Below are 25681 nucleotides of genomic sequence, written 5' to 3'. Positions count from 1 at the left end.
TTTCAGTGGACGGTCAGGACCGCCCGGGTGTGGCGATCGGCCAGCGCAGGGTGGCTGGCGTGGCGGTGGGCATCGGCGATGAGGACGCGGACGCTGAAGCGGGGTGGGCCGCCGTCGGGGTCGGTCCATCCGTAGAGGGCGGGCAGGCTGGCCAAGGCGTCTCGGGCGAGGTCGGCGGCGGGGTCGTCGGCGCGGTAGCCGAGGACCTCGATCTCCAGCTCCACGGCCGAGGAGTCGGCGGTGACGGCGTACCGCAGGTCCGGTGCCAGCCGCAGGCGCAGCGCGGCGAGCTCGGATGGTGTTCCCGGGCCCGGCGGCAGGGTGAGGTCGGCCAGGATCCGCATGCCGAGTTCGTCGATGTCGTCGCAGTGGGTGTGGCCGAGCAGCGGACCGTAGCGGCGGGCGGTGGTGTCAGCGGCGTCGATCCCGGTGTAGCCGCAGGTGTCGCGCGCTGGTGGGAACACCACCGGGGACTCTTCCGGGCTGGGCGGGACGTAGTCGCCCGCGCGGGCCAACCACCGCTGCCCCCGCGGGCAGGTCCACACGGCGCCACCGTCGAAGGCATACGTTCGGTCGGTGCCGTGGCTGGTCGGCCACAACCATTGCCAGGTCGACGATGGTGGGCTGGTGGCGTAGCCCGTCTCGTCGCGGCAGACCATGAGGCAGAGGCGCTCCACGCGCCGGCGGAACTCCTCCGCGGTGCCTGCTCGTTCGATCGCGGCGAGGCTGGAACAGGCGCATTGGTTGAGGTCGATCGAGGCGACCCACTCGGCGTCCGGTCCGCGACCGAGATAGAAGTCGTGGGTGATCGCGCAGTTCATCGGGGTGCTCCAGCGGGAGTAGGGAGTCCGGTGGCCGGGTCGCGCATCAGCGGCATCGGCACCGACGGCGGCGCGGCCGGGTCACGCACCCAGGCCGCCAGGTCGGGCGGGCCGAGCGGGTCGTCGCCCGCGGGCATGCACGGGCAGCGGGGGTTGATCCGGTGCCACGCCACACCGCCGCCCACGGTGATGAACACCGCCTTCTCGCCCGGGTCGAACGCGACAATCCAGCTCGAGATGTGGCTGGTCCACCACGGCCACGGCCAGCCGCCCCGACGCGGGTAGGCGTCGCCGAGGTCCTCGCAGGCCCAGACGACGAGCAGGTCGTCGACGGCATCGCGGTAGGTGGCCTCGTCGGTGCTGGTCAGCGCGAGCCGTCCGGGCGGGACGGCGAGCACGTCCTCGGGGTGCGCATCGCGGGCGATCGAGCCGACCCACTCGGCACTGGTGCCGCGTCCGAGGTAGAAGTCCGTCTTGGTCGACATCATCGGCTCCCGGTTAGCTGGGGCGGCGCGTACGGGTTCCCGTCGCCCCGCACCGGGGTCGGGACGGGAACGCACGCGTAGGGATCGGGCGGGAAGTGCGGTGCAGGCGCGAAGTGCTGGCTGGGAGCGTGGTGGTCCTTGCCGGCGCGGCTGAGGAGGTAAGCCAGCACGATGACCGGGGTCCACGGCCCGGGCAGCGCAAAGGCGAGCACCGTCCACATGAGACGCGTCTTGTTGTCCTGCATGGGTTTGTTCCTCTCCCTTGTTCCGGGCAGTCGGATCAGGTGAAGGTGGGGACGCTGCCGAGGGCCGCGACCCCCGCGACGGCGGCGGACACATCCGGGACGGTCAGCAGTCGCCATGGCGACACGGCCCGTACCGAGGTAAAAGTCGATGCGTAGACATCTCACTCGGCCTCCTTGTCGTTGGTAGGCGCGGCGAATTCGCAGTCCGGGTGGTGGCCGGGGTCGCCCTGGAACTCCGGGGGTGCGGCATCCGCGCCGTGCTCGCCGAACTCGGGGGCGAGGTGGGCACCGAGGTCGGTGAGGCCGGCGATGCGTGCCAGCGGAACGCCCGGTGCCTCGCAGTACGGGCACTCGCCCAGCAGCAGCCACCCCCACATCGGGTTGAATCCGGTCAGGTCGGGTATGAATCGCCAGCGGGCGCCGTCGTCGCCGTGGACCTCGATCAGATCTCCCGGCATCCGGCTGGTCCCGATGCCGTAGTGGCGGTCGGGGCCGTCGCGTACGAGCACCGTGTCGACGGGCACGCCGAGCGCGGCGGCGATGTGGGTGGCGGTGACCGCGCGGCGGTCCCAGCGCAGCCGGAGGGTGGCGCGGTCAGCGAACTCGTGCGGTGCGATCTCGCGGGATCGGCGGGCGGCGGCGATCGCGCGATCGGTCAGGGACTGCGGTGCCGTGGTCACGGTGGGTTGGTTCCTCTCGTCGTTGTCGGTGGGTGTTGTCAGGCGTGCGGTGAGTTGGGTTCGGTGGGTTCGCTGGGCGGTGGCACGAGGACCGGGCCGCCGAACGCGACGGCGAGACGGCAGCCGAACGAGTCGCGGGCGTGCACGTCCCAGAAGCCTCGGCAGATCGCCTGGGAGCCGACTGGGTTGGCGGTGCCGGGCAGCGTGCGGTGGCAGACGATCCAGCTGTCGTTGGCCAGCGCGGCGCGGACTACGTCGTCGCGTGTGCCGTCGGTCAGATGCATGAGGTTGCCGGGGCGGAAGATGCAGGTCTCGCATTTGCGGGTGAGCAGGCGCGGGAGGCCCGTGCTGCGGTCGACGACGTCGCCGATCGGTGATGTGGTCGCGTCGGTGGCGGTTGTCGCTCGTGGCTGCTGCGCGTGGCGCGGCATGGGGTGCCTCCTCGTTCTGGGGGTGGTCAGGACGGGAGGAACCCGAAGAGGCGGGCCAGATCGGGTGCGATGGTCATGGCGTGGTCGCGGTGGACGACGAACCGCATCTCCACGCGCGGTGACGCGGTGTAGAGGGTGATTTCTGAGCGGCCGTCCGGCAGCTTGCACGTGGTTGTGTCGCTGTAGCGCCGGGATACGAGGTTGACCGGTCCGCCGAATCGGTGAGCTATGTCCGCCGCTTGGCTGAGGTCGTTCTGTAGCCGTTCCTGACGGCGTGTGTTGCGGGCCCGGATTCGTTGCGACCAGTAGCGGTAGTCGGGTAACACCGTCATCTCGATGAGTTCGGCTGCCTCGCGGGCCGAGGCGGTGACCGGGATGGTGATGCCGTTCGGGATGCGATCAGCTGGGAAGGACCACTCCCGCGGGTTTTGCCCCGTGCGGTCAATGCCGTACTGCTGTCCGTTCCAGCCGATGGCATCGCGGTCTTCGTCCTCCGGGAAAATGGGCTCGATACGGTAAGCCCAGGGGTGTTCGCCGTGGACCTCGTGGACGCGGAGGATCTCGCCCACCGGGCCGATGAGCAGCAGTGCCCGCCACAAATCGATATCGCGTCGGGCGTACCGGCCGGTCGCCAGTGCCCACGACCCGTCCAACTCGGCGGTCAGGGCAAATACGGCGGCGATGATGCGATCTTTGCGGGTGTTCATGGTGAACTCGGTGTCCTTTCAGGGCAGATCCGAAGTAGCGGGCGGGCCGTCGGGGCAGCGGGCGGCCAGTTCGGCGCGAAGGCCGGCGAGCGTGCGCCCGTCGCGGGCCAGCCGCCACAGGTGCCAGCCGTTGACGGTGACCGGGGTCGCGAGGCTGGTTGCCAGGGCGGAAACGGCGGAGCCGCCCAGCTCGCGCAGTTCGGTGCCCTGAACCAGTGCCCCGCCGGGGCAGACGGTGGCGGTGTGCTCGTTCCATTCCAGGTGGTCGCCGACCGCGACGAGTCCGGCGTCGATCAGCGTTCCGAGTGCGTCCGCCGCGTCGGGAGGTGGTCCGATGTGTGCGCAGTCGCTGCCGAGCGAAGCGGCGAACGCTCGCCACGTCAGGGTGCGGACGGCTTCCTCGGCTAACCCCCTCATCCAGGACAGCACCGTGGTCGCCACGTGATGCGGCCAGCGGGTGTCCAGGGCGGGCAGGGTCCGGACGCTGGTCCAGCCGTCCTCGCGTGCGGCGAGGACCTCGACGTCGGCGCGTGTGCGGTCGCGGTCCGCCGGCGCGGTGAGCCGCACTGCGACGTCACCTCGGTTGAGGCTCGCGGGTGGCGGTCCGGGCAGCCAGCATCCGGCGAACAGCGCGGTGATGTCGGTGTGTACCGGGCCGGGATGGGGTGCGGTCGGATCGGTACCGCATCCCGCGATGGTGAGCCCGACCGTTGTGACAACAAGAGCCCAGACGCCCTCGGGGGTGCGCAGGGGGACCCGGTCCGGGGCAGCGGGAACGATGGTCACCGCGTCCGGCGGGACGGTCGGGCCGGCGGTGGCGCGTGTCGCGTGCATGGCGGTGCTCCTGTCCTCTGGGCGGTTGCTGGCCCCGGGCGCGGAGGGTGCCCGGGGCCGCGGACTACCGGGTGGCACTCAGCGCGGCGGTGGCGGCCTGTCCGATGGCACGGGCGGTGGTGGCCGGGTCGGTCAGGGTGTGCACGGTGGAGCCGTCCATCGGTTCGGTGCCGTTCTTGGCGGGTTCCAGCCACAACACGGCGCATCCGCTGTCCCGCAACCGGTCGAGCATCGTCTGGGCCCGATCGCGGTTGTCAGCCTCGAAGTTGCCGTCGGAGATGATCACCAGCAGCCGGGCGGCGCTCGGGCGGGACAGGTCGAGGGCACCGTCGAGGGCGCTGATCGCGGTGTCGATGACGTGCCCGCCCCACCGGGTGCCGAATTCGGTCACCTTCGCGGGGGTGATGCCGGGGCGGGTGATCGGGGTGACGATGCCTGCGCCGAAGACCACGGTGGCGGTGGTGGCGGGTACGGCGGTGTGGCGGGCGGCGTGGGCGAGGATCCAGGCCGCCGACGCCACGGGGCCGGTGAAGGCGCTCATCGACTTGGTGACGTCGCAGATGATGCCGAGCCGCAGCGGCGGGGTGGGCACGGTGGCGCGGGTCGTGCGGGTGAACGGTTCGGCGGTGGGGATCGCGCCCGCCGCGCGTTGCGCGTCGGCGGTCATCGCGCCGCGCATCCGCAACCGTCCCGGCGGCACGGTGGAGCGGGTTTTGGTAGCCGTGCGCTCCCGGTGTCCGGCGGTGGTCAGCGCGCGGGCCAGTTGCCGCGCGGCGGTTTGCTCGGTGGTGCCAGGCGGACGGGTTCCCCGGATGTGGCGGGCGTTCGGGTCGTATCCGGTTCCGGCACCGCTCCCGAATACCGCCGTGGCGGCGTTCTGCGCTTGCTGGCGTGCCTTGCCGTCGGCGGCCCGGGCTTCCAGGGCCTGCGTGGTGGGATCGGTGGGGGCGGGTTCGGCGACGACCGCGCGACCGATCGCGGAGGCGGCGCTGGTGACCGCCTTCGCCAGTGCCGACGGTGCTCCGTGCCCGCTTGCCTTCCGGGTCGGGTTGCCGTTGTTGGTTGCGTGGGGGTCGGGGGTGTCGGGTGTTTGGTGGGGGTCGGTGCCGATGACGTCGCACCAGCGGCGTCCGAGTTCGATCATCGCGGTGGCGTTGTCGTCGGCGGTGCGGTGCGCGGCACGCCAGATGGTACGCAGCTTCCTGAGGGTGTCGGTGCCGAGAATGTGGCGCACCACGCGCTCGACGTCCGCGACCTCATGGCGGGTGAGGATGCCCGCGTCCACGCGGGCCAGCAGGAGCGCGGCGCTGTGCGCGGCGTCCTGTGGGGACATCGTCGGTGCCGTGGCGGGGTTGCTGGCGCGGGTGTCGGCGAGGATGAGGTTGGTGGCGCTGGCGCGCAGCCAGTACCGGTCGCCCGGGCGGCGGCGCACCTGCGCCGCTTCCATCCGGCTCTCTTCCAACAGGTCCGCCGCCGCGACCGCGCCCGGGGGCGCGTCGTCGGGAGCGCGCCACACGGAGTGTTTGGCGTGGCCGCATTCGTGGGTGAGCAGGCCCCACGCGGTGCGGTAGCGTTTGCGGTCCCCGACCCGGTGCGGTTCGACCGTGGCGGGGTCGACCCCGGGGTCCAGGTGGACGCCGTCGACCTCGATGGCGGCCAGGTCGGGGAAGAAGCACGCGGGGGCACCGTGCCCGGCCCCGGGGGCAACGGTCACCACCAGGTCGTCACGGTCGGCGATGAGAGGGACCTCGTCCCCAAACGCGGCGGACAAGGCCAGCCATCCGGGGGCGGCGGGGAACACGGCGGTGGGCGTGGCGGCGGGGGCGGCTACGTGGGTGCTCACGGGGTGTCCTTTCCGGACGGTCGCGTGGGGGTCGTGGGCGCGGGCCCGAACTGGGGACCCAGCGAAAGCGGGGCGGCGTTGACGCCGAACACGTTGCGCACCACCTCGGCCACGACGTCCCGGTCCTCCTCGGGTGCGATGCCGACCAGGTTTCCGGCGGCGGCGGTGATGCCCAGCACGTCGGCGATCCGGTTGAACGCGATCAGTTCGCGCAGCTGGGGTGCCCAGCCGATCTCGCCCCGTTTCTGCCGGGTGGCCAGATTCCGCGCTGCCCGGACCGCTTTCTCGTCGATCGCGAGCTGGGTGGCGAGGTCGTAGTCGGTCGACACCTGGATCTGCGCGGCGAACCGGGAGGAGAGCGCATCCGTCAGGACCGCCCCGTGCACCCCGGGGTTGTGTCCGGCCACGACGTAGAACCCGGGCGCAGCGTCGACCACCTCGTTCTTGTGGGTTTTGATGAGGATCTGGCGGCGTCCGTCCATCGCGGGATACACCACCGCGAGCACGGTCGGCGGGATCAGGGTGGCGTCATCGATGAACAACGCGCGCCCCTCGCGCATCGCGATCACCAGTGGCCCGTAGGCGAACTCGTAGCGTCCGTCCGGGGTCTGGGTGTAAGAGCCCACGAAGTCGTCGGTCACGGTGTCGCTGTCGCCCTGGATGGTCACCAGGTCGTCGAACGCGGCCTCCACCACCGAGGTCTTCCCGGTCCCGGGTGGGCCGTACATGAGCGCGGACACCCCCGCCTCGCGCAGCCGCCGCAGCGCTGTCACGTCCGATAGCCCGGACAGTTTGCGCGGGTGGTACATCTGCCCGTTCGGACGCCGGACCGGTGTGGTCACCAGCGCGGCGGAGGCTGGCGGCTTGGCGGGTGGCGTGGTTGGCGCGGACGGTGTGGAGGCGGGGGTGGCGCGCGGGGTGATGGTGGCCGTTGTGGCGGCGTCGGCGGTTTTGCGGGTCGCGCGGTAGCTCAGTGGCTTCGTGCCGACCGGTGCGGCTTCCCCGCGCGCTTCCAACACCGCCAGCGCGTTGCCGACCGCGCCGGACGAACGCCCGAGAGTTCGCGCGATCGCGCCGGGGGTGAGTGCGGCAGTTGGGTCTTGGGCGAGCTGTTCGGCCACCATGCGCCGGAGTTCGCCGTTGCGCAGTCGGATTGCCGTGCCCGGGGCGGCGGGCCCGGGGCTCGGTGCCGGAGTCGTGGCGGGGGTGGTCATCGTGTCGGTCCTTTCAGATGTTCATCGTCTACAGTGGACACGAGTGCGGCGGTGGCGTTACACGCCGTCCGGCGTGTCCCACATGAACATGCGCCCACCGAACCAAAACCGGCCGTTCCCGTCCGCGTTGTGTCGTACGACTTCGTCCGGCTCGCTCCCCTGCTCCCAGTCAACCGAATGCAACGTCATGACCACCGTGTCGCCGTCCCACTCGGCGGACCAGCCGGATCCAAAGGCGGCACGAACCATGTTGATCCACTTCACGAACTGCTCCGTCGTCTCACGGGTGAAACCCGCGATGACACCGGTCCCGGTCCGGATGCGTGCCGGAAACTCCGGGTCACCATCCGCGCCCAACTGGGTTAGCTGAACGTGGCCGTCAAACTCGCGCTCCATAAGTCTTTTCCTTCCTATCGGCCCGCAATGGACACGGCGCAAGTGCGGGCGCGCCAGCACCTACGGGCAACACGCCGGCTGATGACGTGGCCATCGGCGGCTTACTTTTGCGGCGGGTGCGGGAATTCAGGCGACACCGTGGGGCGATGTTCGGCCCACGATGCGACGGCACCAACATTCGCGGCTTCATCGGATGGCGCAGATGGCAGCCGATCCCGGGTGGCGGCTTGACGCCGCCCGGGACCGCGCGGGCGTCATCCGTGGCATGCAGCCCACGCGGCCGGGTCTTCCCGGTACAGCTGTTCGCTTTCTTCGTATTCGTCGATGTGGGCGCGTCCGGCCGCGTCGGCGGCGTCCATCGTGGGGCGGTCCACCGTCCACCCGCAGTAACACGAAATCGTCACCGTGCCGTTGTCGTTCACGGTCACGTTGTCGTCTTCAATGGTGCACACAGTGGTCCCCAATCATGATTTCCCGGTTTGACGGTTGACGTCCGGGCGGGTGAATGTTTGCGGCTTCCGGCTTTCCCGGTGACACAACAAACGTAACTCGATCCACGGTGTCCGCGCAATAGTTTTCCGGGCTAATTTCAGGGAGTTTTTCCCACTTTTTCCCGGAAATGGCGCGCCATTCCGGAAGTGTTTGCGCAGGTTAGACGGCTGTCGCGCCACTGATACCGGATGCGCCGGCCAGACGTTGCCGCGAGCAGGAATAGCAGGAAAAATAGAACAGTCGAAGAAGCCGGATGCGCCGGGACGAGAGCGATGGATACGAGCCGATCCAGTGGACATCGCGGCGGAGCCGCCTGACGTCGGTGCCGGGCCTGATGTGTTTACCCGCTTGGTGTCAAGCGAGTCTGGGATACTGGTGGATCCCCCTACTGTCGGGTTGACCTGCACAGATGCGCGCGACAGGGGGATCCAGCTTGACCGGATACCGGAGGACGAGGCTGATCGGCCGGGTCGGTGGTCCCACGGCCGGCAATCACGCTGCGCGTCACCGGTGTCGGTCAGCCTGCCGGGCGACCGCGGAACGAGAGGGGAAGACCCGGCGCGAGAGGCGCTGCCGCTGCGGCCGGCGATGCGGCACCAGGGCGTCTTCGAGGTGTGCGGCAACTGCGCACGAGACTCGACATGCCTCGGCGCCGGACTTGGCATGGAATACTCATTCGCGCCCACTGAATTCTTTTTCTTCGACCTCGATAGCGGTGTTGTCCCTGTCGACGCTAGCATCAACAGGGACCGCGTGACGGCTCGGAATCGAGGCATTTCGCTGTTCCGTGCAATTGCTGTTACGGTGCGCGAAACACGCATCGATTGGCGTCGTGTCGAGACGTTGTCGAGAATAGCCGGTTGCTCATTCATGAGGCAGTGGATCGGGGGATGTCGCCGAGGGAGATGCCGGTGTGGTGGTCACGCAGCCGCTGGGCGAGGTCGACGGTGTCAGGAGTGGGTGTGGTGTCGAGTTCGGCCAGGCGAGTCTGCAGGAGGGTGAGGGTGCGGGATATGGCGTCGTGCCGGCCGAGAGCGTGCTGAAGGCGCATGATGTCGCGGTAGAGCAGCTCATTGTGCGGATCGAATGCTCTCGCGGTCTCCAGCAGATCCAGGGTGTAGTCGGGATCGGTCTCCACCCGGGCCCGGGCGAGCGCGGCCACCGCGTCGAGCGCGTCGCGGCGGGTCGCTTCCCGCGCGGCGCCCAGCCACTCGGTGTCCAGGCCGTCGGCCAGCAAGCCGCCGTAGTGCGCCACGATCGCCTCGTAAGTGTCGGCGCGCTGCTCGGGTGTGGTGGCAAGGCGGCGGCGGGTGACCGCAGCGGCGAAGTCCCAGTAGTCCACGTCCACGACGGCCGGGTCGAGCCGGTAGTGGCCGTGCTCGGCCAGGACCAGCTCGCCGCCGGCTCCGCGGGTGGCGGTGTCGAGGGTGCGGCGGATCCGGGAGAGCACCGTGCGCAGCACGCTGGCGGGGTTGCGGGGCGGCTCGTTGGGCCAGAGGGCATCGACGATCCCGTCCCGGGATACCCCGCCGGGATGCACCGCGAGAAATACCAGTAGTTCGAGCGGTCGGCTGCTCAGCTCCCCGGACAGGTCGCGCGGCTCCGCCCCGGGGCCTCCAGTATCGGGTCGCCAGTGCAGGGCCGGGGTGCCGAACACCGTCAGCAGCAGCGAGGCAGGTTTCCCCGGGTCCGTGGCCGCCGCCGGTGGTGGCAGCGGGCGCGGCTCGCCGGGCTCGCTGGGGCGTGGCTCCAACGCCGGCGGGCCCGCGGTGATTTCCAGGCGATCAGGACCGCCTCCGGTGTCCCCGAGCCTGGGCGACTTAGCCCACTGTCCGGTGTGCGGTTCGGTCTCAGCACCGGCATCACCGGCTCGGCCGGGGGCCTGGGTGGCACGCAGGAAGGCCAGCAGGTCGCGGGTGGCGGTCTCGGGCAGCGTGAAGGCGCGGGTGCCGCGCAGCGGTTCGCCGAGTCCCGGGTCGGTCGCGGAGATGATCCCGCCGGCGGTGACGTAGGCGGTCACCCCGGCGCGCCATTGGCCCAGCAGCAGCGCGGTGAGGCCGTGCTGGGCGCCGTTGTCGAGCAGTTGCTGCAGCCTCGCCTGCTGATCCATCTCGCCCGGGGGCGCCGCGATCAGAACCGTGGGCCGGTGTGGGTGCGGCGCGTCGAGGGCGGTCAGCGCGGTGTCCAGATCGGGCACGACGGTGACCGTGTCCGGCAAGTCCCCTGCTGATGGTGGCAGGCCGAGCAGGCGGGCCAAATCCGTGACGGGCACGAGCACCGCCGGCGCCGGCCGGCCCTGCGGCCCAGCGGCGAGGATGGTGAGCAGCAGCGCGCGGGCCGCGGCGTAGCCGCCGGGTCCCACGAGGCCGAGGCCGTGGACTCTGGCCAGATCGAGAGCAACCCGCACTCCCCCACCGGATGCGGCGTCGGTCGTTGCGCCGTCGACACCCGACGCGGTCGCATCGAGCGCGATGTCCACCGCCGCCGTCGATGCCTGCACTCCCCCGCCAGGCGGCCCGGCGACCACCCGCCGGATACGAGGCGCGAGCGCACGCAGCCGGGCTGCGTCGTCGGCTGCCGCGGTGACCTGAGGAATTTCGTGGCGGTGCTCGTGTGCGGCAGGGTCGTCGAGCGTGTGGCCGGCCTCGCCGTGCTGCTCGGTGTCGGGCTCGGTGTCGTCGTGTTGGTGGTCGCGCAGGTGAGCCAGCCGCAGCTGGTACACCACGGGCGCGATCGGCAGGTCGTCGTCGCGGCGCCCGCTGCCGGGCCGGTAGCGGGCGTTGCGGCGGTGCCGGGCGAGCAGCAGCAGCGCGCTGACGGCCGCGGCCAGGCCGAGGCTGACGAACACCTCGCCGCCATCCCACGACGCCGCACCCGTGACGGGCTCGGCCGCCGTCGGCGCCACGGTCGGCGCTGTGGACGGGGCCGGCGCGGTGGACGGTGGCGCAGTGGTGCTGGGCGTCGGCGGCGCGGGCTCGGTCGCGGGTGGCGGCGGATTGGCCGGCGCGAGCCGGGGCGCTACCGCGGGCGCGGCGGGCGGGCCATTCCCGGGGAGGCGGAGACGGTCGCCGGGATGGATCAGATTCGGGCTGGTCAGCACCCGCCCGCCCGGCTGCGTGCTGCCCTCGTTGAGGGCCCAGACCTCCGGCCACCGGTCCCCGTCGCCCAGGCGGCGCTGCGCGACCCGCCACAGCGAGTCGTGCACCCCGTCCGCCGGCGGCCGGACCCGTTCGGTTCCCGGCTCGGCCGATGTCCGGCGCTCCGTCAGCGACATTACGGTGTGCTCACCGGCGATCGGAATGACGGTGGTTGGCACCGTTTTGGTGCGTGCAGTCGCGACGAGTGCGGTGTTCCCGCCGGGGCGTACGGCACCGGTCGGCCCGGCGGGTGCGGCGGTGGCGGTGCGGCCCAGTACGGCGATCAGCAGGGCGCCGACGAGCACGGCCGCGATCCGTCGCACCGGCCCACGCTGCCGCCGCAGATGCGACCACCGCGCGCCCCGGGCGACGTCGACGGCGCAGCCAGCGACGTCGACGACGAAGACCAGCCACAGCAGCCAGGCCAGGCACGCGAGCATGTCGAGCAGGACATGCGCCGACATCGGCGCCATCAGCAACGCGCCGATCTCATCCACGCTCGGGACGTGGCCCGGCAGGGGCCAGCCGACGCCGACGATCAGTGCGGCGGGAAGCCCTGCCACCAGGGCGGCCAGCAACGTAGCCGCGAGCAGCCCGCGCACCACCCGGCCGACAAACCGTGCGGTGCGGGCGATCCGTGTGCGGCCGACCGGCGCGGTCATCAGCGGCGCGCCGCGTCGGCCGCGGCCGACGTGGCGCCGACGGGCTCGGATGCGGCCGGTAGTGCCGGCGCGACCTGTCGGGCGACGCGCGGCGCGGTGGCGGTTGGCTTGGTGGTACCGGTGGTGTCGCCTTTGGTGTGGGGGCGCTTGCGCTTGCCGCTGCGGGCGGGTTTGACGGCCTGGTTGCGCCAGCGGGTCAGGTCGTCGACGGCGACGTCGGTGACCGCGGCCAGCTCGGGTATGTCGATGACGTCGCCGGCCGCGGTCAGCGCCTCGCCGAGCTCGCGTTCAAGCGCGGCGATCGCCCCGGCCAGCTCGGTGTGCCGGCGAGCCAGCTCGCCCACGATGGTGGCCGCCTGCTGCCGGCGCGCGCTGCGCGCGGTGTCGGTTTCGGTGAGGCGGCGGGTGATCTCCTCGTCCGATGTGACCATGCCGGGTTTCCCTTCTCGTGATGGGTTCTGTCGGCGTCAGTGCTCGAGTGCATGAAATGTCGCGAGTTCACCGGGGGATCTCGGTCCCAGGTCGAGCCTTTGACCTGGTAGGGGCGGGTTCATTCGATCGCGTGGAGAATCCGATCGAAGGTCGAGATTTCTGACGAAGTGCCGATGTTCTAGGCAGATTCCGTCTCCCGATGAACAGGGGTCCCCGTGACGCTGGCTGAGTTCGGCCTGTCCGTCGCAGGTGCCGAGCGCTACACCACTGTCCTCGACCCGCCTGATATCGATGAACTCTGAGCGACACCGGCGATATCCGGTCGCGGGACGCACGCCCTTCGCGGCACCATGCCACCTATGGGTCACTCGTTCATCCCCGGGCTGGAACTGTCGCGCCGCTTCTACCACGAGGCAGTACGCCCGCTGATCCACGCGCACTTCGGGGACTTGCCCCACACCGCCGCGCGGATCGGCGCCGGCTCGGAAGTCCTCGGCTTCGACACCGCCCGATCCGCTGACCACGAATGGGGACCACGCCTGCAGTTGTTCCTGCACCCCCACGACGCGGACAAGCACGCTCACGACATCGTCACGGCATTGAGCAACGAGCTGCCCAAGACGTTCCACGGCTACCCGACGAACTTCGCTCCCACCGAGAACGAGCACGTGCGCTACATGGCGGTCACCGACGGCCCAGTCTTCCACCGCGTCGACGTCACCAGCCTCGAGCTGTGGTTCGCCCAGCACCTGGGATTCGATCCACGGGACGCCATCACCACACTCGACTGGCTCGCCACCCCGACCCAGACCCTGGCCGAGATCACCACCGGTGCGGTCTTTCACGACCACACAGGCGAACTCACCTCCGCTCGTTCCCAGCTCGCCTGGTACCCCGAGCAGATCTGGCGCTATGTGCTGGCCTGCCAATGGCAGCGGATCTCCGAGGAAGAAGCGTTTGTCGGACGATGCGGAGAAGTCGGCGATGAACTCGGCTCGGCCGTCGTCGCGGCCCGACTGGTCCGCGACCTCATGCGGCTGAGCCTGCTCATGCACCGCCGCTACCCGCCCTACAGCAAGTGGCTCGGCAGCGCCTTCGCCCAACTCCCCGTCGCCGCCGACATCACCCCGGCACTGGCCGCGGCGCTCGCCGCCACCACCTGGCACGAACGGGAAGACCACCTCGCCACGGCCTACTCGGCCATCGCCGAGCTGCACAACCAACTCAGGCTCACCGAGCCGCTCGACCCCAGCATCCGCCCCTACCACGATAGGCCGTTCCAGGTTCTGCACGCCGAGCGATTCAGCCAGGCACTCGTCGCCAGCATCACCGACCCCGAACTTCGCGCCTTGCCACTCACCGGGGCCGTCGACCAATTCGCCGACAACACCGATCTGCTCGGCGATCGCACAGTAACTCGCTCCGTGACCGACGTCCTGACCGCAGCAAGGTCCACACCAGATTCCTGATCCGGTCGGAGTCGGCCACCACTGCCCGTCGGTTGCTGGACCGAAGCGTGCAGGTACCGTCATGACGCACCACCAGCACTTCTGTTCCCGCCGTTCAATACTTCAGAATTCGCGAACCCCAGGGAAACGCTGGACACGCCGAGTTGCGGGTGGGCGGAGCCGGTGCCGTGCGCGTGGATCTGGCGCACGCCGATCAGCGAGAGCAGCTGGGTCGGCTGGGTGGTCGTGACGGTGACGGTCACGGTGTCGTCGGCGACGGTGACGGTCCCGGTGGCGCTGATCCCGGCGAGGTAGCCGCGGGCGAGCGCGTCGGCCTGCGCGGGGACGAGCCGGAGCCGGCCGGTGGTGCGATAGAGGCCGAGGTCGATCGCCTGGGCGCCGGCGCGGGCCGCGGACTCCGCCTGGCCGGTTGCCCGGACTTTCGCCGCGAGCGCGAGCCCGCCGTCCAGTCCCAGACCAGCGAGAGCGAGGATGCCGATCAGCAGGACGACGACGAAGGCTGTGACCTGGCCGTCCTCGCTCCGCCACCGCACCCGCCGCCACCCGGCCGCGCCGCGCGTCCCCGCAGCCGACGCACCAAGCGGTCGAGCAGACTGTCCGGTGTGACCGACGCGCCGCATCCGCCCACGCCGTGCTCGCGCGAGGACAGGCTGACCGCCTGGCACGAGGCCGGTCACGCAGTCGTCTACGTGCTGCAGGGCCGTTCGCTTCGGTATGTCACCCTGCGCCCCCGCGGCACCGGGCGGGCCGGGTTCACCGCGGTCCGGCCGCGCCAGGTGGACCTGTCCTCGGTCGCAGTAGTCGCGCACGCCGGGCCGCTGGCCCAGGCCCGCCACATCCTCGACACCACCGATGCGGTCGAGCTGCGGCGGGAGGACCTGACGGCCGAGGACATCACGCTCGATGCCTACCTGCACGGCGGCCACGACGACCTCGGGCTCATCGCCCGCGCGCGCCGGGCGTACGGGCTCCCCGCTCGACGGGCCGACCCGTGGGCGGGCATCGCACGGGACCTGATCAACCGGCACTGGCCGCAGATCGGCCACGTCGCGACGGGGCTGCTCGAGCACCGGACGCTGACCGGACGCCAGGTCCGCGCATGCCTCGCGGGCGCGGGGTCCGCGCACTGATGCGCTCATCGGAACTCCGGCAGCTGAGCTTGGGACCGGTAGGTGTCGATGACTTCGGTCGCGGTGGCCTGCACGGCCCGGCTCGCAACGCCGAGCAGCAGGGCCTGGGCGACATCGACGGTGCACCGCACGACGACGATGACCGTCCCGCCCGGGGCGGCCGTGGTCGTGGTGCTGGTCGACACGTCGTGGCAGGCGATCCCGGCCTGCGCGAGTGCGGACGTGGCCGTGTCGCGAGCCGCGACGGCCGCGGCGGTGGTGGTGCGTTGCAGGCTGGCGGCGCGGGCAGCCTGGTGCGCTACGTCGTCGAGGCGCATCCGGGCGTCGACACCGCGATGGACCACGACCGCGATGAACACCAGCAGCAGCACCAGGATGGGGGTGAGGAGCACGGCCTCAGCCGTCACCGAACCACGGTCGCCGGTCCACCACCGGTGCCGCGGCGTCCGCGGTGCTGCCGTTGCTGTCAAGGCGTGCCGTCGCCGGCTCGGGGAGGTCCGAGCGGTGTCCTCGCGAAGAGCGCGCTGAGGCGGGACGCGAGGTCGCGGCGACGACGCGGCCGGGACGGGGTGGGCTGTTCCCAGGGGAATGGTCCGGCGTCGGTGACGTCGCGGGCGGCGGTGATGTAGGCGAACACGGCTTGCGGCAGGGCTTCGGCGGCCTCGGACAGTCGCCGCAGCTGGTCGGGGCCGGGCAGGGCGGCGAGCGTGTGTTCGGCCCGGGCGGTGAGGTCGGTGTGGCGCAGTTTGGCCTCCCAGGCGCGGGTCAGCGCGAGGCAGCCGTGAATGTGGCTCACGACCTCCTCCAGCGCGTCGTCGATGGCGGTCACAGCGTGGCGCGCCGCGGCGGCGAGGTCGCCGACCGCGGAATCGGGGTCGGCGGCGAGTTCCGCAGCGAGCCCGCGGGCGCCGCGCGTGCGGTCCAGGCAGCACAACGCCTGCCACGCCACCCGATGCACCTCAGTGCACAGCGCCGGGTCGATCCAGTCGCGGGCAGGGCTGCGGTAGAGCTCGTCCACGCCGGTGAATAGCGTCCGTGCCGCCGCACTCGCGGTGCCGAGGCCGCTGAAGTCGCGGCTACGGAGAAAGAACTCTCCCCGCACCCGGTCCAGACGGCAGGGACGTGCCGGACCGTGACGGTGGTCGGACTCGATGCGGCTGGCACGATGCCAGCCGGCCAACACGCTCCCACTCACAGTCAAAATTCCCGCGCTCAGCGCGAGCACCGCGGCGACACCGTCCCCCAGCACGCCCGCGAGCACGAGCAGCAGAATCCCGGCGAGTTCAGTGAGGAAGAGCCACGGATACAACGCGGCCCGGACCAGTTCCCGGTGCCATTGCGTCTCGGAGACATCGGGGTTGCGCAGCACCGAATCCGGCCCGTCCGGAAACATGGCTGCCTGCACCGGTGACCCTGTCGAGTGCAGTTCTTTCTGTGTCATCGGGTCTTCCTTTCGGCCAAGCGTCGAATGTCTGCCACAACACGGGGTCTCAAGGCACGGCAGCCGCCTACGTGCCGACGAACCTCTCCACGGGCCCAGCGGCTTCGGCATGCACGGGAACGTGCACACCGGGCAGGACGGCGGTCGCCTCTCCGCGGATGCTCACCGTCGCCGAGGTCGCGGTCCGCGTGAGGTCGATCTGCGGGTCGCGCAGCGGGCCCGCGGCGAGCTCGTCGAGCAGCTGCTGTCCCGCGGCGTGTCCGGCGCTGCTGCTGCCGTCCTGCACGCGAGCCGCCGCCAGCGCCTGGGACGCGGCGGCCTGCGCGACGTGGGTGGCGTGAGACCACAGCGCGAACTGGATGATCGTCAGCAACGCCAGCAGCAGCAATGGCGTCGCGATCACCAGCTCGACGGTCACCGCTCCCCGATCGCCCGCCACAGCGCGCCGCACACGAGCCAGCAAGCGCTGAACTCGGGCGGATCTGCCGAGCATGTCAGCCCAGCCCGAGGTCGATCGAGTTCGCCTTCTGGACCAATTTCGCCACGATGATCGCGATGATGGCGATCGCGGCGATGGCCATCAGGGCGGTGACGATGACCGTGGTGGTGATCTCTCCGCGTTCCGGCTCGGCGCGCAGCAGGGTGATGCGTGCTCGCGTCAATTGCCAGAGTGTCCGGATGTGGTGCAACATGGTGGTGTCTTCTTTCCGTTGTGGTTCATTGCCTTTCCCGGGTTCAAGTGGGGTACGGAGCGGTCAGAGTCCATTGAGGACTTGGATCACCGCGGGGTAGGCGATAAATCCCAGGAATCCGAGGAACAGCACCGTGACCGGCAGGGCCATGCGTTCGGTGGCGGCTTGGGCGTCGGTTTCGGCGTCGGTGACCTGGTGGGTGCGCAGGGCTTGGGCTTTCGCCGCGAGCGAGGCGCGGATGCGGGCGCCTTCGGTGCCGGCCAGGGAGATCGAGGCGGCGAGTTCGGCCAGTTCGGTGATGTCGAGTTCTTCGCCGAGCCGGCGCAGGGTGGTCCACGGGGTGCTGCGGGTCAGCTGTGTAGTGCGCAGGGCGCGGCGGATCGCCTCGAACGCCGGGCCCGCGCCGACGGCCGCGGCGTCGCCGAGGGCGGCCTCGACGCCGGCTCCGCCGGCGAGGGTGATCCCGACGAGGTCGAGGAACGCCGAGAGCGCGTCGCGGAACTCGCGCCGCAGCCGGGTGGCCTTCCCCCGGGCGTCCAGATCGGGGGTCAGGAACCCGAGTGCGGCGAGTACGAGCCCGGCCAGCAGCGGAACCTCGGCGCCCGGCGACAGGCCACCGAGGGCGAGGAGGGCTTGCAGGAGCCACGGCGCGAGCAGCCCGGCGGTGGTGAGCAGGGCTTTCGCGGCAAGGTGGGTGTCAGTGCCACGGCCGGTCATCCGCAGATCGGCCTCGACTTTTGCTCCGGGCAGTCCGAGCTTCCGCAGGCCAGGCGCGAACAACCGCGCCCAGGCAGTGACCCAGGCCGCCTCGTCTGCGACGACGATCGGCGCGTCCGGTGGTCGGGTGCGCAGCTGGGCGAGCCGGGCGTGCAGCGCCGGGCGGGGAGGCAGGATCCAGGTCAGCAGCAGCCACCAGCCGACGCCGGCGCCAGCGCCCAGCAGGAGCGCGATCACAAGCGCTCACCTCCCCCGGCGATCGGCTCGTCACCGTCGGGTGTTCCGGCCGCATCCGGGGCGTTCAAGGCCAGAACGCGGGTCGGTCGGCCGCTGGTTGCGATGCGGGAGAGCCAGGCGAATCCGGCGGCGAACAGGCCGCCGATGAGCAGCAGGACGATCTGGCCGGTGGCGGTGTTGTAGACGTCGAGGTAGGCGCGGTTGGCCAGCACGACCGCGGCGGCGAAGGCGAGGGTGGTGGCGACGATGACCCGGACCGAGGTGCGGGTCCGGGCCCGCCCGGTTTCCACCCGCATCCGCATCGCGGCTTGCCCGCGGGCGGTGGTGGCGAGTGAGCCGAGGAGGTCGCCGAGCTGGCGGGCCTGGTGCTCGGCGGCGAGCACGAGGGCGGCGAGGACGAGGTCCGCGGTTGGGTCGTCCAGCTCGGATGCCAGGGCCCGCAGCGCCGGCGCGAGGCGCTGCCCGCTTTCCAGGCGCGCGGCGAGGGTGGCGACCTCGCCGCGGATCGCCGCCGGGGCGAGCGGGGCGGTGGCAAGAATGGCTTGCTCGAGCCCAGCCGCCGCAGAGAGCACGTCGCGCAGCATCTCCGTCCAGGAGGCGATCGCCTCGATCCGCGCGACCCGGCGGGCGTGGGTGCGGTCCGGGCCGACCAGCCGCGGCAGGAACCACACCGCGGCGGAAGCCAGCACAGCACCGACCACCCACCCGGTCACGACCCCTGCCAACAGGCCCGCGCCGGCCGCCACCGTCAGGCGGACCAGTGCACGCCGGTTGCCGACCAAGCCGTGTATGGCACGCACCAGTCCGGCACCACGGGCGGATGGCGATACCGCGGCGGTTCGGCGGCACGCGGCGACGATCAGGATGACGCCGACGGCGGTCCCCAGACCGAGCGCGGCGGCGGTGACAGTGGTGGTGGCGGGGTTCATGGCGTCCACCAGCCCTCCGGGCGGCAGAGCAGGTCGGGGTCGAATCCGGCCGCGATCAGGTCCTCGAGGGTGTCCGCGCGCAACGCCCCGGCCACCGGCACCGCGCGGCGGTCTGGGCCGCGGCGGTAGACCTCGTTGGAGATCACCGAACCGGCCTCGGCGTCGACAACCTCGCGGATGGAGGAGATGACCCGGGTCGTGCGGTCGGCGGCGCGATCGAGATGCACGACGAAGTGCACCGCCGAGGCGACCAGGAGTGCGGTGGCTTCCAGTGGCAGCCGCTCGGGCCCCTGCGCGGCGTAGGAGGCAAGTCGGGTGAACGCGATCTTCGACGACGAGGCGTGCAGGGTGGCCATGGAGCCGTCGTTGCCCTGGGACATGGCGTTGCACATCGGGATGACCTCGGGTCCGCGGATCTCGCCGACGATCACCCGGTCCGGGCTCATCCGCAGGCCCCAGCGAACGAGCTCGGCCTGGTCGATCGCGCCTTCGCCCTCCACGTTGGCCTCGCGTGCCTGCAATGCGGTGACGTCGGCGTGGCGCGCGGGATCCAGCCCGAGGCCGAGCTCGAAGGCGTCCTCGATGGTCACGAGGCGTTCCAGCGGATCCATCTCGTCGGCCAGCGCACGCAGCATCGTGGTTTTCCCGACGCCGGTGCCGCCGGTGATCATCGTGTTCTTCCGGGCTCGGACGATCGCGCGCAGGAAGCGTTCCAGGCCAGCATCGAGGGTGCCGCGGCGGCGCAGCTGGGCGAGGGTGGCGGTGAGGTAGCCGTGCCGGCGGATCGTGCATGCCGTTACCCCGCCTGCCGTCAATCCCAGTACGGCGAACAGGCGCTCGCCGCCGGGTAGCTGCAGGTTCAATGCGGGTGCGCCGCGGTCGAAGCGGCGTTCCTCCGAGGACGCCCGTGCGGCCAGGGTGCGGATCAGGTCGGTCAGTTCGTCGTTGGAGGCGGCCACTGGGGCGGCCTGAGTGCGGCGGCCGTCGGTGTGCTGGAGGAAGACCCGGTCGTGGCGGTTGACCGCGATCGTCTCCACCGTCGGGTCGTCCAGCAGCGGCTGCAGACCGCCGAGGCCGAACACGTCATCCAGCACCTGCTGGACGAGCCGCTGCTCGGTGCCGGAGTCCACCAGTTCGCGGCCGGCGATCAGCTCGGCCTCGCTGTGCGCGGCGATCGCGCCGTCGAGGACGTCGCGGCCGATCTCTCGCCGCCGCGCCTGCGGAAGCGGCCCCGACGCTGGTCCTGTCGCGGCCTCGACGCGTGCGGGCAGCTCCGTGGCGAGGGCTCGTCGCAGCCGCGTGTGCAGCCGCTGCTCGGCGCCGTCGGCCCCGATGGGGGCCGCGCTCGGTTGCGTGGGGCGCCTGCTCGCCGTCATGGCCGCGGCTCCGGCTCGGTCGGGGACGACGGATTGCTGCCCCGCGACAGGTTCCCGGCTGATGGAGGTCGACGTCCGCGAGACGGGTCGGTGTGGGAGGGCTGGGCGATGATTCCGTCGGCCGTGTGCTGCTGACCTGCAGCCGTGGCAGCGGGCGCAACGGCGGCGGAGGCGGGTGTTGCCAGGCTGCGCGCGAGCGCGGCGACATGGCGGGCGAGTCCGCCTGCTCGGCGGCGGTGTGTGAGTGGTGGTCGATGACCGGTCAAGGTGGCCGCGGCGGCCGGATCGTGAGGCAGGCGCCCGATGGTCGGCACGCCGAGCTCGCGCTCGACCTCGGCGGTCGGGTAGCCGTCGCCGGCGAGCAGTAGGCCCCGCCGGGGCGTCCAGCGGGCCAGCTCGCTCAGCCGCGCCGCAGTGTGGGCAAGGTCCTCGTCGCGGGCACCGGTGAGGAGAACGAGCGTGTCCGCCTGGCGCGCGATCGCCTCGGCCGGGGTGCCGGGATCAACACGGCCGCAGTCGGCCAGCACAACAGCCTCGGGTTCGCGAGCGGCAGCGGGCAGCAGCTGGTGGGCGGCGCCGGCCAGGATCTGCAGAGCGGCGCGCGCGTGTCCGCTCCCGGGCGGGGCAACCAGCACCCGCGCGCCGCCGGGTAGCTCCTGGGTGTGGTCCCACACGACGTGGGGGCGAGGCTGCCGGCGTGCGGCGGCGGCGAGGCTGGCCAGTCCCGGTGTGGTCGGCAGGTGCAACCGTATCGCCAGGTCGCCGCCGGCCGGGTCGATCTCGGCGATCAACCGGCGGGGTCGGTTCGTGTCGGGCCAGTGCGCGGCGAGGGCGACGGCCAGGGTGGTCACGCCCGGCGAGCCGTGAACGGAACACAACGCGATCAGCATCACCGGCCACCGCCCGCGGGCCGCATCACCAGGGCGAGCCGGTCGGCCGGCACCTGGGCCAGCGCCTCGGCGTCGGCGGCGGAGAGGTCGAGCGACACCACAGTCGTCTGGTCCGTGGCCGCCGGTGCAACGCCAGCCACGATGGCGCGCCAGGTCGTGCCTGCCACGGGCGCCTGCCCCGTGGTCGCGGGCTGAGTCCCAGCGGCGGTGACGATCGCGGTGATCGGGGCGCCGGCGGTCAGTGCGGGCGGGAATTGTCCGGGTTTGACCCCGACAGCAACGATCGCCCGGCCCGGAACGGGCAGCTGTGCGGCGCCGACGGCGTCCGGGGTCAACAGGGCTCCAGGCCCGAGGTTGGTCGCCATCGGTCGACCGAGGACGCCGGCAGCTTCGTCGGCCGGGACGAGGACGGTACCCGCAGATGCGGAGACATCGACGGTGCGCAGGTCCGCCATGGACAGCACGTGCCCCACGGTCACGGCCCTGGCCACCGCCAGGGTCGGCGTCCGGTCCTGGGTGCTGGTCGTCCACCAAACGGTTCCGCCGGCGCAGCACACGACGAGCATTGCCCCGGCAGCCAGATGCGGCACTCTCCGCGGGTGCCGGGAGGTCGGTGTGGCGGGTGTGCCGGTGCGGTCCAGCCACGACGACGGCGCCACTGCACCGGCAGGCTTCTGGCCGCGCGCCGGAGTGTCAGTGCTGGTCATGGGTCGTCCCTCCAGGTGTAGCTCGCCCGTGCCCGCGGAATCCGCGGCGAGCGAGAACGAGATCAGGAAACGGAAGTCGGGTGGTGCAGGCACGGTGCGCAGGACTTATCCGGTGACGAGCGCCTGCGCTTCCGCAACCCGCAGTGCGCCGACGGCGCTGGTGGTCAGGTCCGGAAACGCGCCTGCGGCTCCGCCGCCCACCCAGGTGATGCGCCACGACACCGTGGCGGTGACCGGGAACCGTTCGCCGGGACTCGCGGCCGAGGATTTCTGGTAGGTGTGTCCGCAGTCCGGCGACGTGGCCTGCGCGGCTCCGCCGGCCGGGAACGGGGTTCCGGGACCGTTACAGGTCACCGTGGCTCCGTCGCCGGTGGACCAGGACACCGATGTCGGGGTCGCGGTCGCGGTGACCGACACCGCGGGCACCGAGGCCGTCGCCGAGCGCGGCTGCCACATCGCCCGGTCCAGCCACAGCCACGTCGGCAACCGGACCAGCTGCGTGCCTGCCGGACTCGAGCCGATTACCGGGCTCGGCAGCCGCAGCTGCGAGCGGGCCTGCTCGGCCAGTTGCTGCGGCGAGGGCACCGCCGCCGCGCCGGGGGCTTGCCCGTCGGGGATCCACACCGGCGCTCGGAACAGCGCATCGCGCGAACCCGGACCGGAGCACTGGTAGACGTACCAAGCCCCGGCCTGACCGGGTGCCTGCACCAGCCGGGGCTCGTGCGAGGTGGACCGCTCCAGGGAGGCGAACCTTACGCCGTCGGACGATGAGTGGCCGAGGCGATGGCTCGCGGTTTGGATTCCGGTGGAGGGTGGCTGATAGTCGCTTCGGACGTACGAGCAGTCCGCCCGGGTGTCCTCGCCGCCGACAATCCGGTCTCCCGGCGGCGTGGTTGTGTCGCGCTGGCCGGAGTGGTTTTTCGGCGCGGTGGGCTGCGGGTCCGACCCCGGTGCGGGCGCATCGTGGCCGCGTTGGCCCGCGCCCAGTTCACAGCCGGGATAAGTCGACTGTCCACAGTCGACGTCGCCGTACCAGTCCCGCGCGAGCGCCGGCGTGATGCCCGCGAACATCGCCGCCGAGGTGACGGTGGCGACGATGCCGAACCGGTGCGCCGCGGTCAGCATGATCCGGTCCGTTCCACGGCGAAGCGGGTCACGCGCCAGGAACCATCGACGGCCAGCTTGACTTCGGCGTCGATCAAGTGCTTGCCGCCGGGCTTGTCATCGGCCGGTTTCCCGTTGTCCGCCCGGTACTTCAGCCAGGTGCTCGCATCAGAACAGTCGCGGATCACGACCGTTTTGGGCTCGTAGGGCGAGTCGACGGACTGGGCGACCGGCGAATTGACCGGAGCGCCTTTGCTGACCACGCCGTTGTAGTGATCGGCGTAGAGCTGACGCGAGAGCACCGAGAGCGCGTCACCGGTGGCGTGCTCGGCCAGCCGGGGCGACCGCCAGTCCGAGGTGATCGCCACGGCGGCGACGTCCCGCCACATACCCAGGTAAGCGTCCACGGCTTTCTGCTTCGCCGTGCTGGCGGGTGATGCGGTCGTGGCGGTCGGAACCACGGCCGCCGGTGTGCTTGCCGAGGATGCCGGCACGTCGGCTCCGCCCGAGCTGCAGGCGCTCACAGCGAACCCAAGTACCGCAACGGCACCAACGCCGAGGCGCCAGCGGTTACTCGCGTGCTGGGTGCGCGCGAGCGGTATGACGGTGCGAACAGGCAAGATGGCGGGCAGAGTGATCATGCGAGATCGGGAGGAGCCGTGGAGCTGTCGACGAACGGTCTCTGGTGGGTCCTCGGCGCCGCTGCGGTCGGACTGGGGCTCGGCGCCGCCTTGAGCGCGCTCACCCGTCGGCTGCTGCACCACGACCGCGCGATCGCCGGTTCGTGGTGGCTGGGCGCCGTGGTCACCTCCGTGCTGCTGGCGCTGCTGGCGTGGCGAGTCGGTGATCGCGGTACGTTCGCGGTGTACGGGTTCGCGGCGGTGCTCGGCGTGCCGCTGGCGGTCCTGGACTGGTGCGAGCATCGCCTGCCCCGACAGCTGTCTTGGCCGCAGCTGGGGGGCGTGATCGCCGGTTTCGAGGCCCTGTGCCTGGCCCATAACGACGTCGAACCCGGCGTACGTGCGCTCGGCGGCCTGCTTGCCACCGGTGGTCTGGTCCTCGTGCTGGCTGTACTGACCAACGGTGGCGTTGGGGCCGGGGACGTCGTCGTCGCGGCGCTCGTCGGCGCCGTCTCCAGCTGGATCGGCTGGGCGCAGGTGGCGGGCGCGCTGGTGGTGGCCTCTGTGCTGGCCTTGCTGCTGCTCGCCGTCCCCGGTGCCCACCGCGACGGCGAGCGGGGCCAGGCCACAGTGCCGTTCGGACCATGCCTCTTCGGCGGCGCATTCGTCATGATCCTGATTAGTAGCTGAGCCGACCCTTGCGACAACGCCTCCCGCGTCCGTTCGCAGGCGCACGAGGTGCAGGTACCCCTCCGTCACACCCGCGGCGCGCGGCATGGGGCGGAGAACCGGCGTCGGCTCTCGCGGCGCTCCCGGCGCGGCGAGCGCCGATTCGGTGGGTCGCGTCAGCAGCTGCTGCACGGACGCGGGGTAGTCGCGTGGTTCATTCATGACTGCGCTTTCGCTGGAGGGGTGTGGGAGGCGGCCGGTGCTGGAGGGTCGTTGCGCCGGCCGCCTCCCGGGAGGCGGCCACCTATCGACGTGGGGAGGTGGTGGCCGCGGGTTCACGAGCCCGGTGAGGCTGTCACCGTGGCCAGTGGGTCATCGACCTGCGTGGGGTCAGCACCAGGGCAGGCGGGTCGGATCCGACCCGCCACCCGGGTAGGTGTGCTGGGTGATCGACCACAGGTCGTGGCGCATCCAGCCGGATCGCCAGCCGGCTGAGGTCTGCACGCTCAGCCAGCCCCACACGTAGCCGTCGGAACCGGGGATCTGGCAGCCACCCCAGGCGGTCTGCCCGGGGTAGGCCAGGCCGATCACCGAGCCCCGGGGCACCGACGTGCGCAGCCGGGCGCCCGAAGCGAGGATGTCGACCTCGACCGCGCTCTGCGTCGAGGCCGCCAGGCCCTCACGGGTCGTCGGGCTGGTGCGGTTGGCGTGGCCGCCGAACGGAAGAGCCGTCAGCCCCCAGATCCGGGTGCCGTCCGGTGCGATCACGGCTGCCGAGGAATCGACCTCGCTCGGGACCCCGACATCTCGGGCCGCGCTGTGCGCGGCGGGCGAGGTCACCGGGCTGTGGATGGTGGCAGCGTCGGCGAGACCGGCTCCTCCGACCACGGTTGCCGCCGCGGCGGCGACCACGAGCCCGAGTCGAGCTCGATGAGACAACGTCATTTTCTGCTCCTCTGGTGAATTTTCTTGACCGAAATTCGAGGAGTCCCACCCGAGCCTGCGGATCGCGGAGAGCCGATTCTGTTCTCCGATGAATTGAGTAATTCGATCCATGTCGACGCGTGCACCGTGCTGCCAGGTTCCCCAACCTGTCGGCATACGCAGAGGCTCGGACTTACTGTGGTGACCCCACGATCAGCGCCTGTGTTTGCTGATGCCGTCCACGCTGCCCTACGGAAACGATCGAAGTCAAGGACACCGAGTCGGCTTTTTTGTTTTTTTAGATTGCCCGTTTTTGGGCAGCACTGATTAGCTATCGACGTTCTGTTGGTTGATGATGAATCGCGGTCCGGCTATCTCAACCGCGGCCGGCGAGAGA

29 protein-coding genes are annotated in these 25681 nt (G+C 71.2%); 3 read left to right on the top strand and 26 right to left on the bottom strand.

The features are described 5' to 3' along the window. Positions 1-2 precede the first annotated feature (2 nt). From M8542_RS36305 to M8542_RS36245, 13 genes are all read right to left on the bottom strand, one after another. Complete coding sequence (locus M8542_RS36305; RefSeq protein ID WP_257924862.1) at positions 3-821, bottom strand: hypothetical protein; 819 nt, start codon at positions 819-821, stop codon at positions 3-5. Next, entirely contained in the window at positions 818-1306 is a 489-nt protein-coding gene (locus M8542_RS36300) for a hypothetical protein (protein WP_257924861.1), read from the bottom strand. The genes M8542_RS36305 and M8542_RS36300 overlap by 4 nt, the downstream gene beginning before the upstream one ends. Beyond that, positions 1306-1551, bottom strand: coding sequence for a hypothetical protein (locus tag M8542_RS36295; RefSeq protein WP_257924860.1), 246 nt, complete (start codon positions 1549-1551; stop codon positions 1306-1308). The genes M8542_RS36300 and M8542_RS36295 overlap by 1 nt, the downstream gene beginning before the upstream one ends. 161 nt (positions 1552-1712) lie before the next feature. Further along, positions 1713-2231 (bottom strand): hypothetical protein, encoded by a 519-nt coding sequence (locus tag M8542_RS36290; RefSeq protein WP_257924859.1) that lies wholly within the window; start codon positions 2229-2231, stop codon positions 1713-1715. Between the two features lie 38 nt (positions 2232-2269). Next, a complete protein-coding gene (locus tag M8542_RS36285) occupies positions 2270-2662 on the bottom strand; it encodes a hypothetical protein (RefSeq protein ID WP_257924858.1) in 393 nt (130 codons plus the stop codon). Between the two features lie 26 nt (positions 2663-2688). Next, positions 2689-3369 (bottom strand): hypothetical protein, encoded by a 681-nt coding sequence (locus M8542_RS36280; RefSeq protein ID WP_257924857.1) that lies wholly within the window; start codon positions 3367-3369, stop codon positions 2689-2691. Positions 3370-3387: 18 nt separating this feature from the next. Continuing rightward, positions 3388-4203 carry a hypothetical protein gene (locus M8542_RS36275; protein ID WP_257924856.1) on the bottom strand — a complete coding sequence of 272 codons (816 nt, stop codon included), beginning with the start codon at positions 4201-4203 and terminating at the stop codon, positions 3388-3390. A gap of 64 nt (positions 4204-4267) precedes the next feature. Then, a complete protein-coding gene (locus M8542_RS36270) occupies positions 4268-6046 on the bottom strand; it encodes a VWA domain-containing protein (protein WP_257924855.1) in 1779 nt (592 codons plus the stop codon). Further along, the gene (locus tag M8542_RS36265; RefSeq protein WP_257924854.1) at positions 6043-7260 is read right to left on the bottom strand and encodes an AAA family ATPase; all 1218 of its coding nucleotides are present in this window, start codon (positions 7258-7260) and stop codon (positions 6043-6045) included. The genes M8542_RS36270 and M8542_RS36265 overlap by 4 nt, the downstream gene beginning before the upstream one ends. Positions 7261-7317: 57 nt before the next feature. Next, positions 7318-7656, bottom strand: a complete 339-nt coding sequence (locus M8542_RS36260; RefSeq protein WP_257924853.1) for a hypothetical protein — start codon at positions 7654-7656, stop codon at positions 7318-7320. 254 nt (positions 7657-7910) lie between these two features. Beyond that, the gene (locus tag M8542_RS36255; RefSeq protein WP_257924852.1) at positions 7911-8084 is read right to left on the bottom strand and encodes a hypothetical protein; all 174 of its coding nucleotides are present in this window, start codon (positions 8082-8084) and stop codon (positions 7911-7913) included. A gap of 932 nt (positions 8085-9016) precedes the next feature. Then, complete coding sequence (locus tag M8542_RS36250; RefSeq protein WP_257924851.1) at positions 9017-11947, bottom strand: BTAD domain-containing putative transcriptional regulator; 2931 nt, start codon at positions 11945-11947, stop codon at positions 9017-9019. Next, positions 11947-12378, bottom strand: a complete 432-nt coding sequence (locus M8542_RS36245) for a hypothetical protein (RefSeq protein ID WP_257924850.1) — start codon at positions 12376-12378, stop codon at positions 11947-11949. Before M8542_RS36245 ends, M8542_RS36250 begins: the two co-directional genes overlap by 1 nt. A 360-nt stretch (positions 12379-12738) precedes the next feature. Here M8542_RS36245 and M8542_RS36240 point away from each other — a divergent pair, with 360 nt between their 5' ends. Continuing rightward, a complete protein-coding gene (locus tag M8542_RS36240; protein ID WP_257924849.1) occupies positions 12739-13848 on the top strand; it encodes a DUF4037 domain-containing protein in 1110 nt (369 codons plus the stop codon). A gap of 59 nt (positions 13849-13907) precedes the next feature. On the opposite strand, the gene M8542_RS36235 is transcribed toward M8542_RS36240, so the two are convergent. Then, on the bottom strand, positions 13908-14381 hold the full coding sequence (locus M8542_RS36235; protein WP_257924848.1) for a pilus assembly protein TadG-related protein: 474 nt from the start codon (positions 14379-14381) through the stop codon (positions 13908-13910). Positions 14382-14450: 69 nt separating this feature from the next. Between M8542_RS36235 and M8542_RS36230 the strand changes: the two genes are divergently transcribed. Continuing rightward, a complete protein-coding gene (locus M8542_RS36230; protein WP_257924847.1) occupies positions 14451-14978 on the top strand; it encodes a hypothetical protein in 528 nt (175 codons plus the stop codon). Between the two features lie 5 nt (positions 14979-14983). Here M8542_RS36230 and M8542_RS36225 read toward each other — a convergent pair whose 3' ends face one another. The 11 genes from M8542_RS36225 to M8542_RS36175 all read right to left on the bottom strand — a co-directional run bounded on the left by M8542_RS36225 (position 14984) and on the right by M8542_RS36175 (position 23712). Beyond that, on the bottom strand, positions 14984-15385 hold the full coding sequence (locus M8542_RS36225) for a TadE/TadG family type IV pilus assembly protein (RefSeq protein ID WP_257924846.1): 402 nt from the start codon (positions 15383-15385) through the stop codon (positions 14984-14986). A gap of 59 nt (positions 15386-15444) precedes the next feature. Next, positions 15445-16419: a hypothetical protein gene (locus M8542_RS36220; RefSeq protein WP_257924845.1), complete on the bottom strand. Its 975-nt coding sequence runs from the start codon at positions 16417-16419 to the stop codon at positions 15445-15447. A gap of 67 nt (positions 16420-16486) precedes the next feature. After that, positions 16487-16837: a TadE/TadG family type IV pilus assembly protein gene (locus tag M8542_RS36215; protein WP_308210316.1), complete on the bottom strand. Its 351-nt coding sequence runs from the start codon at positions 16835-16837 to the stop codon at positions 16487-16489. Positions 16838-16913: 76 nt separating this feature from the next. Then, positions 16914-17111 carry a hypothetical protein gene (locus tag M8542_RS36210; RefSeq protein ID WP_257924843.1) on the bottom strand — a complete coding sequence of 66 codons (198 nt, stop codon included), beginning with the start codon at positions 17109-17111 and terminating at the stop codon, positions 16914-16916. A gap of 63 nt (positions 17112-17174) precedes the next feature. Further along, a complete protein-coding gene (locus M8542_RS36205) occupies positions 17175-18065 on the bottom strand; it encodes a type II secretion system F family protein (protein ID WP_257924842.1) in 891 nt (296 codons plus the stop codon). Then, positions 18062-18994, bottom strand: a complete 933-nt coding sequence (locus M8542_RS36200; protein ID WP_257924959.1) for a type II secretion system F family protein — start codon at positions 18992-18994, stop codon at positions 18062-18064. Before M8542_RS36200 ends, M8542_RS36205 begins: the two co-directional genes overlap by 4 nt. After that, a complete protein-coding gene (locus tag M8542_RS36195; RefSeq protein ID WP_257924841.1) occupies positions 18991-20370 on the bottom strand; it encodes a TadA family conjugal transfer-associated ATPase in 1380 nt (459 codons plus the stop codon). Before M8542_RS36195 ends, M8542_RS36200 begins: the two co-directional genes overlap by 4 nt. After that, entirely contained in the window at positions 20367-21260 is an 894-nt protein-coding gene (locus M8542_RS36190) for a CpaE/TadZ family protein (protein WP_257924840.1), read from the bottom strand. Before M8542_RS36190 ends, M8542_RS36195 begins: the two co-directional genes overlap by 4 nt. Further along, entirely contained in the window at positions 21260-21967 is a 708-nt protein-coding gene (locus tag M8542_RS36185; protein ID WP_257924839.1) for an SAF domain-containing protein, read from the bottom strand. Before M8542_RS36185 ends, M8542_RS36190 begins: the two co-directional genes overlap by 1 nt. 105 nt (positions 21968-22072) lie before the next feature. Next, positions 22073-23092, bottom strand: a complete 1020-nt coding sequence (locus M8542_RS36180) for a hypothetical protein (protein WP_257924838.1) — start codon at positions 23090-23092, stop codon at positions 22073-22075. After that, entirely contained in the window at positions 23086-23712 is a 627-nt protein-coding gene (locus M8542_RS36175) for a hypothetical protein (protein WP_257924837.1), read from the bottom strand. The genes M8542_RS36180 and M8542_RS36175 overlap by 7 nt, the downstream gene beginning before the upstream one ends. 18 nt (positions 23713-23730) lie before the next feature. On the opposite strand from M8542_RS36175, the gene M8542_RS36170 reads away from it, so the two are divergent. Continuing rightward, a complete protein-coding gene (locus M8542_RS36170) occupies positions 23731-24381 on the top strand; it encodes a prepilin peptidase (protein ID WP_257924836.1) in 651 nt (216 codons plus the stop codon). Between the two features lie 369 nt (positions 24382-24750). On the opposite strand, the gene M8542_RS36165 is transcribed toward M8542_RS36170, so the two are convergent. Continuing rightward, positions 24751-25305 carry a hypothetical protein gene (locus tag M8542_RS36165; protein ID WP_257924835.1) on the bottom strand — a complete coding sequence of 185 codons (555 nt, stop codon included), beginning with the start codon at positions 25303-25305 and terminating at the stop codon, positions 24751-24753. Positions 25306-25681: the final 376 nt, after the last annotated feature.

Source organism: Amycolatopsis iheyensis, assembly GCF_024703995.1.
Classification (GTDB): domain Bacteria; phylum Actinomycetota; class Actinomycetes; order Mycobacteriales; family Pseudonocardiaceae; genus Amycolatopsis; species Amycolatopsis iheyensis.
The sequence above is the reverse complement of the archived record's forward strand: the minus strand, read 5'-3'. Positions and strand labels throughout refer to the sequence as shown.

What these genes read in the sequence shown, in the direction of transcription:
- M8542_RS36305 (WP_257924862.1), bottom strand. Translation starts at nt 821, where the DNA reads ATGAACTGCGCGATCACCCACGACTTCTATCTCGGTCGCGGACCGGAC.
- M8542_RS36300 (WP_257924861.1), bottom strand. Translation starts at nt 1,306, where the DNA reads ATGTCGACCAAGACGGACTTCTACCTCGGACGCGGCACCAGTGCCGAG.
- M8542_RS36295 (WP_257924860.1), bottom strand. Translation starts at nt 1,551, where the DNA reads ATGCAGGACAACAAGACGCGTCTCATGTGGACGGTGCTCGCCTTTGCG.
- M8542_RS36285 (WP_257924858.1), bottom strand. Translation starts at nt 2,662, where the DNA reads ATGCCGCGCCACGCGCAGCAGCCACGAGCGACAACCGCCACCGACGCG.
- M8542_RS36280 (WP_257924857.1), bottom strand. Translation starts at nt 3,369, where the DNA reads ATGAACACCCGCAAAGATCGCATCATCGCCGCCGTATTTGCCCTGACC.
- M8542_RS36275 (WP_257924856.1), bottom strand. Translation starts at nt 4,203, where the DNA reads ATGCACGCGACACGCGCCACCGCCGGCCCGACCGTCCCGCCGGACGCG.
- M8542_RS36265 (WP_257924854.1), bottom strand. Translation starts at nt 7,260, where the DNA reads ATGACCACCCCCGCCACGACTCCGGCACCGAGCCCCGGGCCCGCCGCC.
- M8542_RS36260 (WP_257924853.1), bottom strand. Translation starts at nt 7,656, where the DNA reads ATGGAGCGCGAGTTTGACGGCCACGTTCAGCTAACCCAGTTGGGCGCG.
- M8542_RS36250 (WP_257924851.1), bottom strand. Translation starts at nt 11,947, where the DNA reads ATGACCGCGCCGGTCGGCCGCACACGGATCGCCCGCACCGCACGGTTT.
- M8542_RS36245 (WP_257924850.1), bottom strand. Translation starts at nt 12,378, where the DNA reads ATGGTCACATCGGACGAGGAGATCACCCGCCGCCTCACCGAAACCGAC.
- M8542_RS36240 (WP_257924849.1), top strand. Translation starts at nt 12,739, where the DNA reads ATGGGTCACTCGTTCATCCCCGGGCTGGAACTGTCGCGCCGCTTCTAC.
- M8542_RS36220 (WP_257924845.1), bottom strand. Translation starts at nt 16,419, where the DNA reads ATGACACAGAAAGAACTGCACTCGACAGGGTCACCGGTGCAGGCAGCC.
- M8542_RS36210 (WP_257924843.1), bottom strand. Translation starts at nt 17,111, where the DNA reads ATGTTGCACCACATCCGGACACTCTGGCAATTGACGCGAGCACGCATC.
- M8542_RS36200 (WP_257924959.1), bottom strand. Translation starts at nt 18,994, where the DNA reads ATGAACCCCGCCACCACCACTGTCACCGCCGCCGCGCTCGGTCTGGGG.
- M8542_RS36195 (WP_257924841.1), bottom strand. Translation starts at nt 20,370, where the DNA reads ATGACGGCGAGCAGGCGCCCCACGCAACCGAGCGCGGCCCCCATCGGG.
- M8542_RS36190 (WP_257924840.1), bottom strand. Translation starts at nt 21,260, where the DNA reads ATGCTGATCGCGTTGTGTTCCGTTCACGGCTCGCCGGGCGTGACCACC.
- M8542_RS36185 (WP_257924839.1), bottom strand. Translation starts at nt 21,967, where the DNA reads ATGACCAGCACTGACACTCCGGCGCGCGGCCAGAAGCCTGCCGGTGCA.
- M8542_RS36180 (WP_257924838.1), bottom strand. Translation starts at nt 23,092, where the DNA reads ATGCTGACCGCGGCGCACCGGTTCGGCATCGTCGCCACCGTCACCTCG.
- M8542_RS36175 (WP_257924837.1), bottom strand. Translation starts at nt 23,712, where the DNA reads ATGATCACTCTGCCCGCCATCTTGCCTGTTCGCACCGTCATACCGCTC.
- M8542_RS36165 (WP_257924835.1), bottom strand. Translation starts at nt 25,305, where the DNA reads ATGACGTTGTCTCATCGAGCTCGACTCGGGCTCGTGGTCGCCGCCGCG.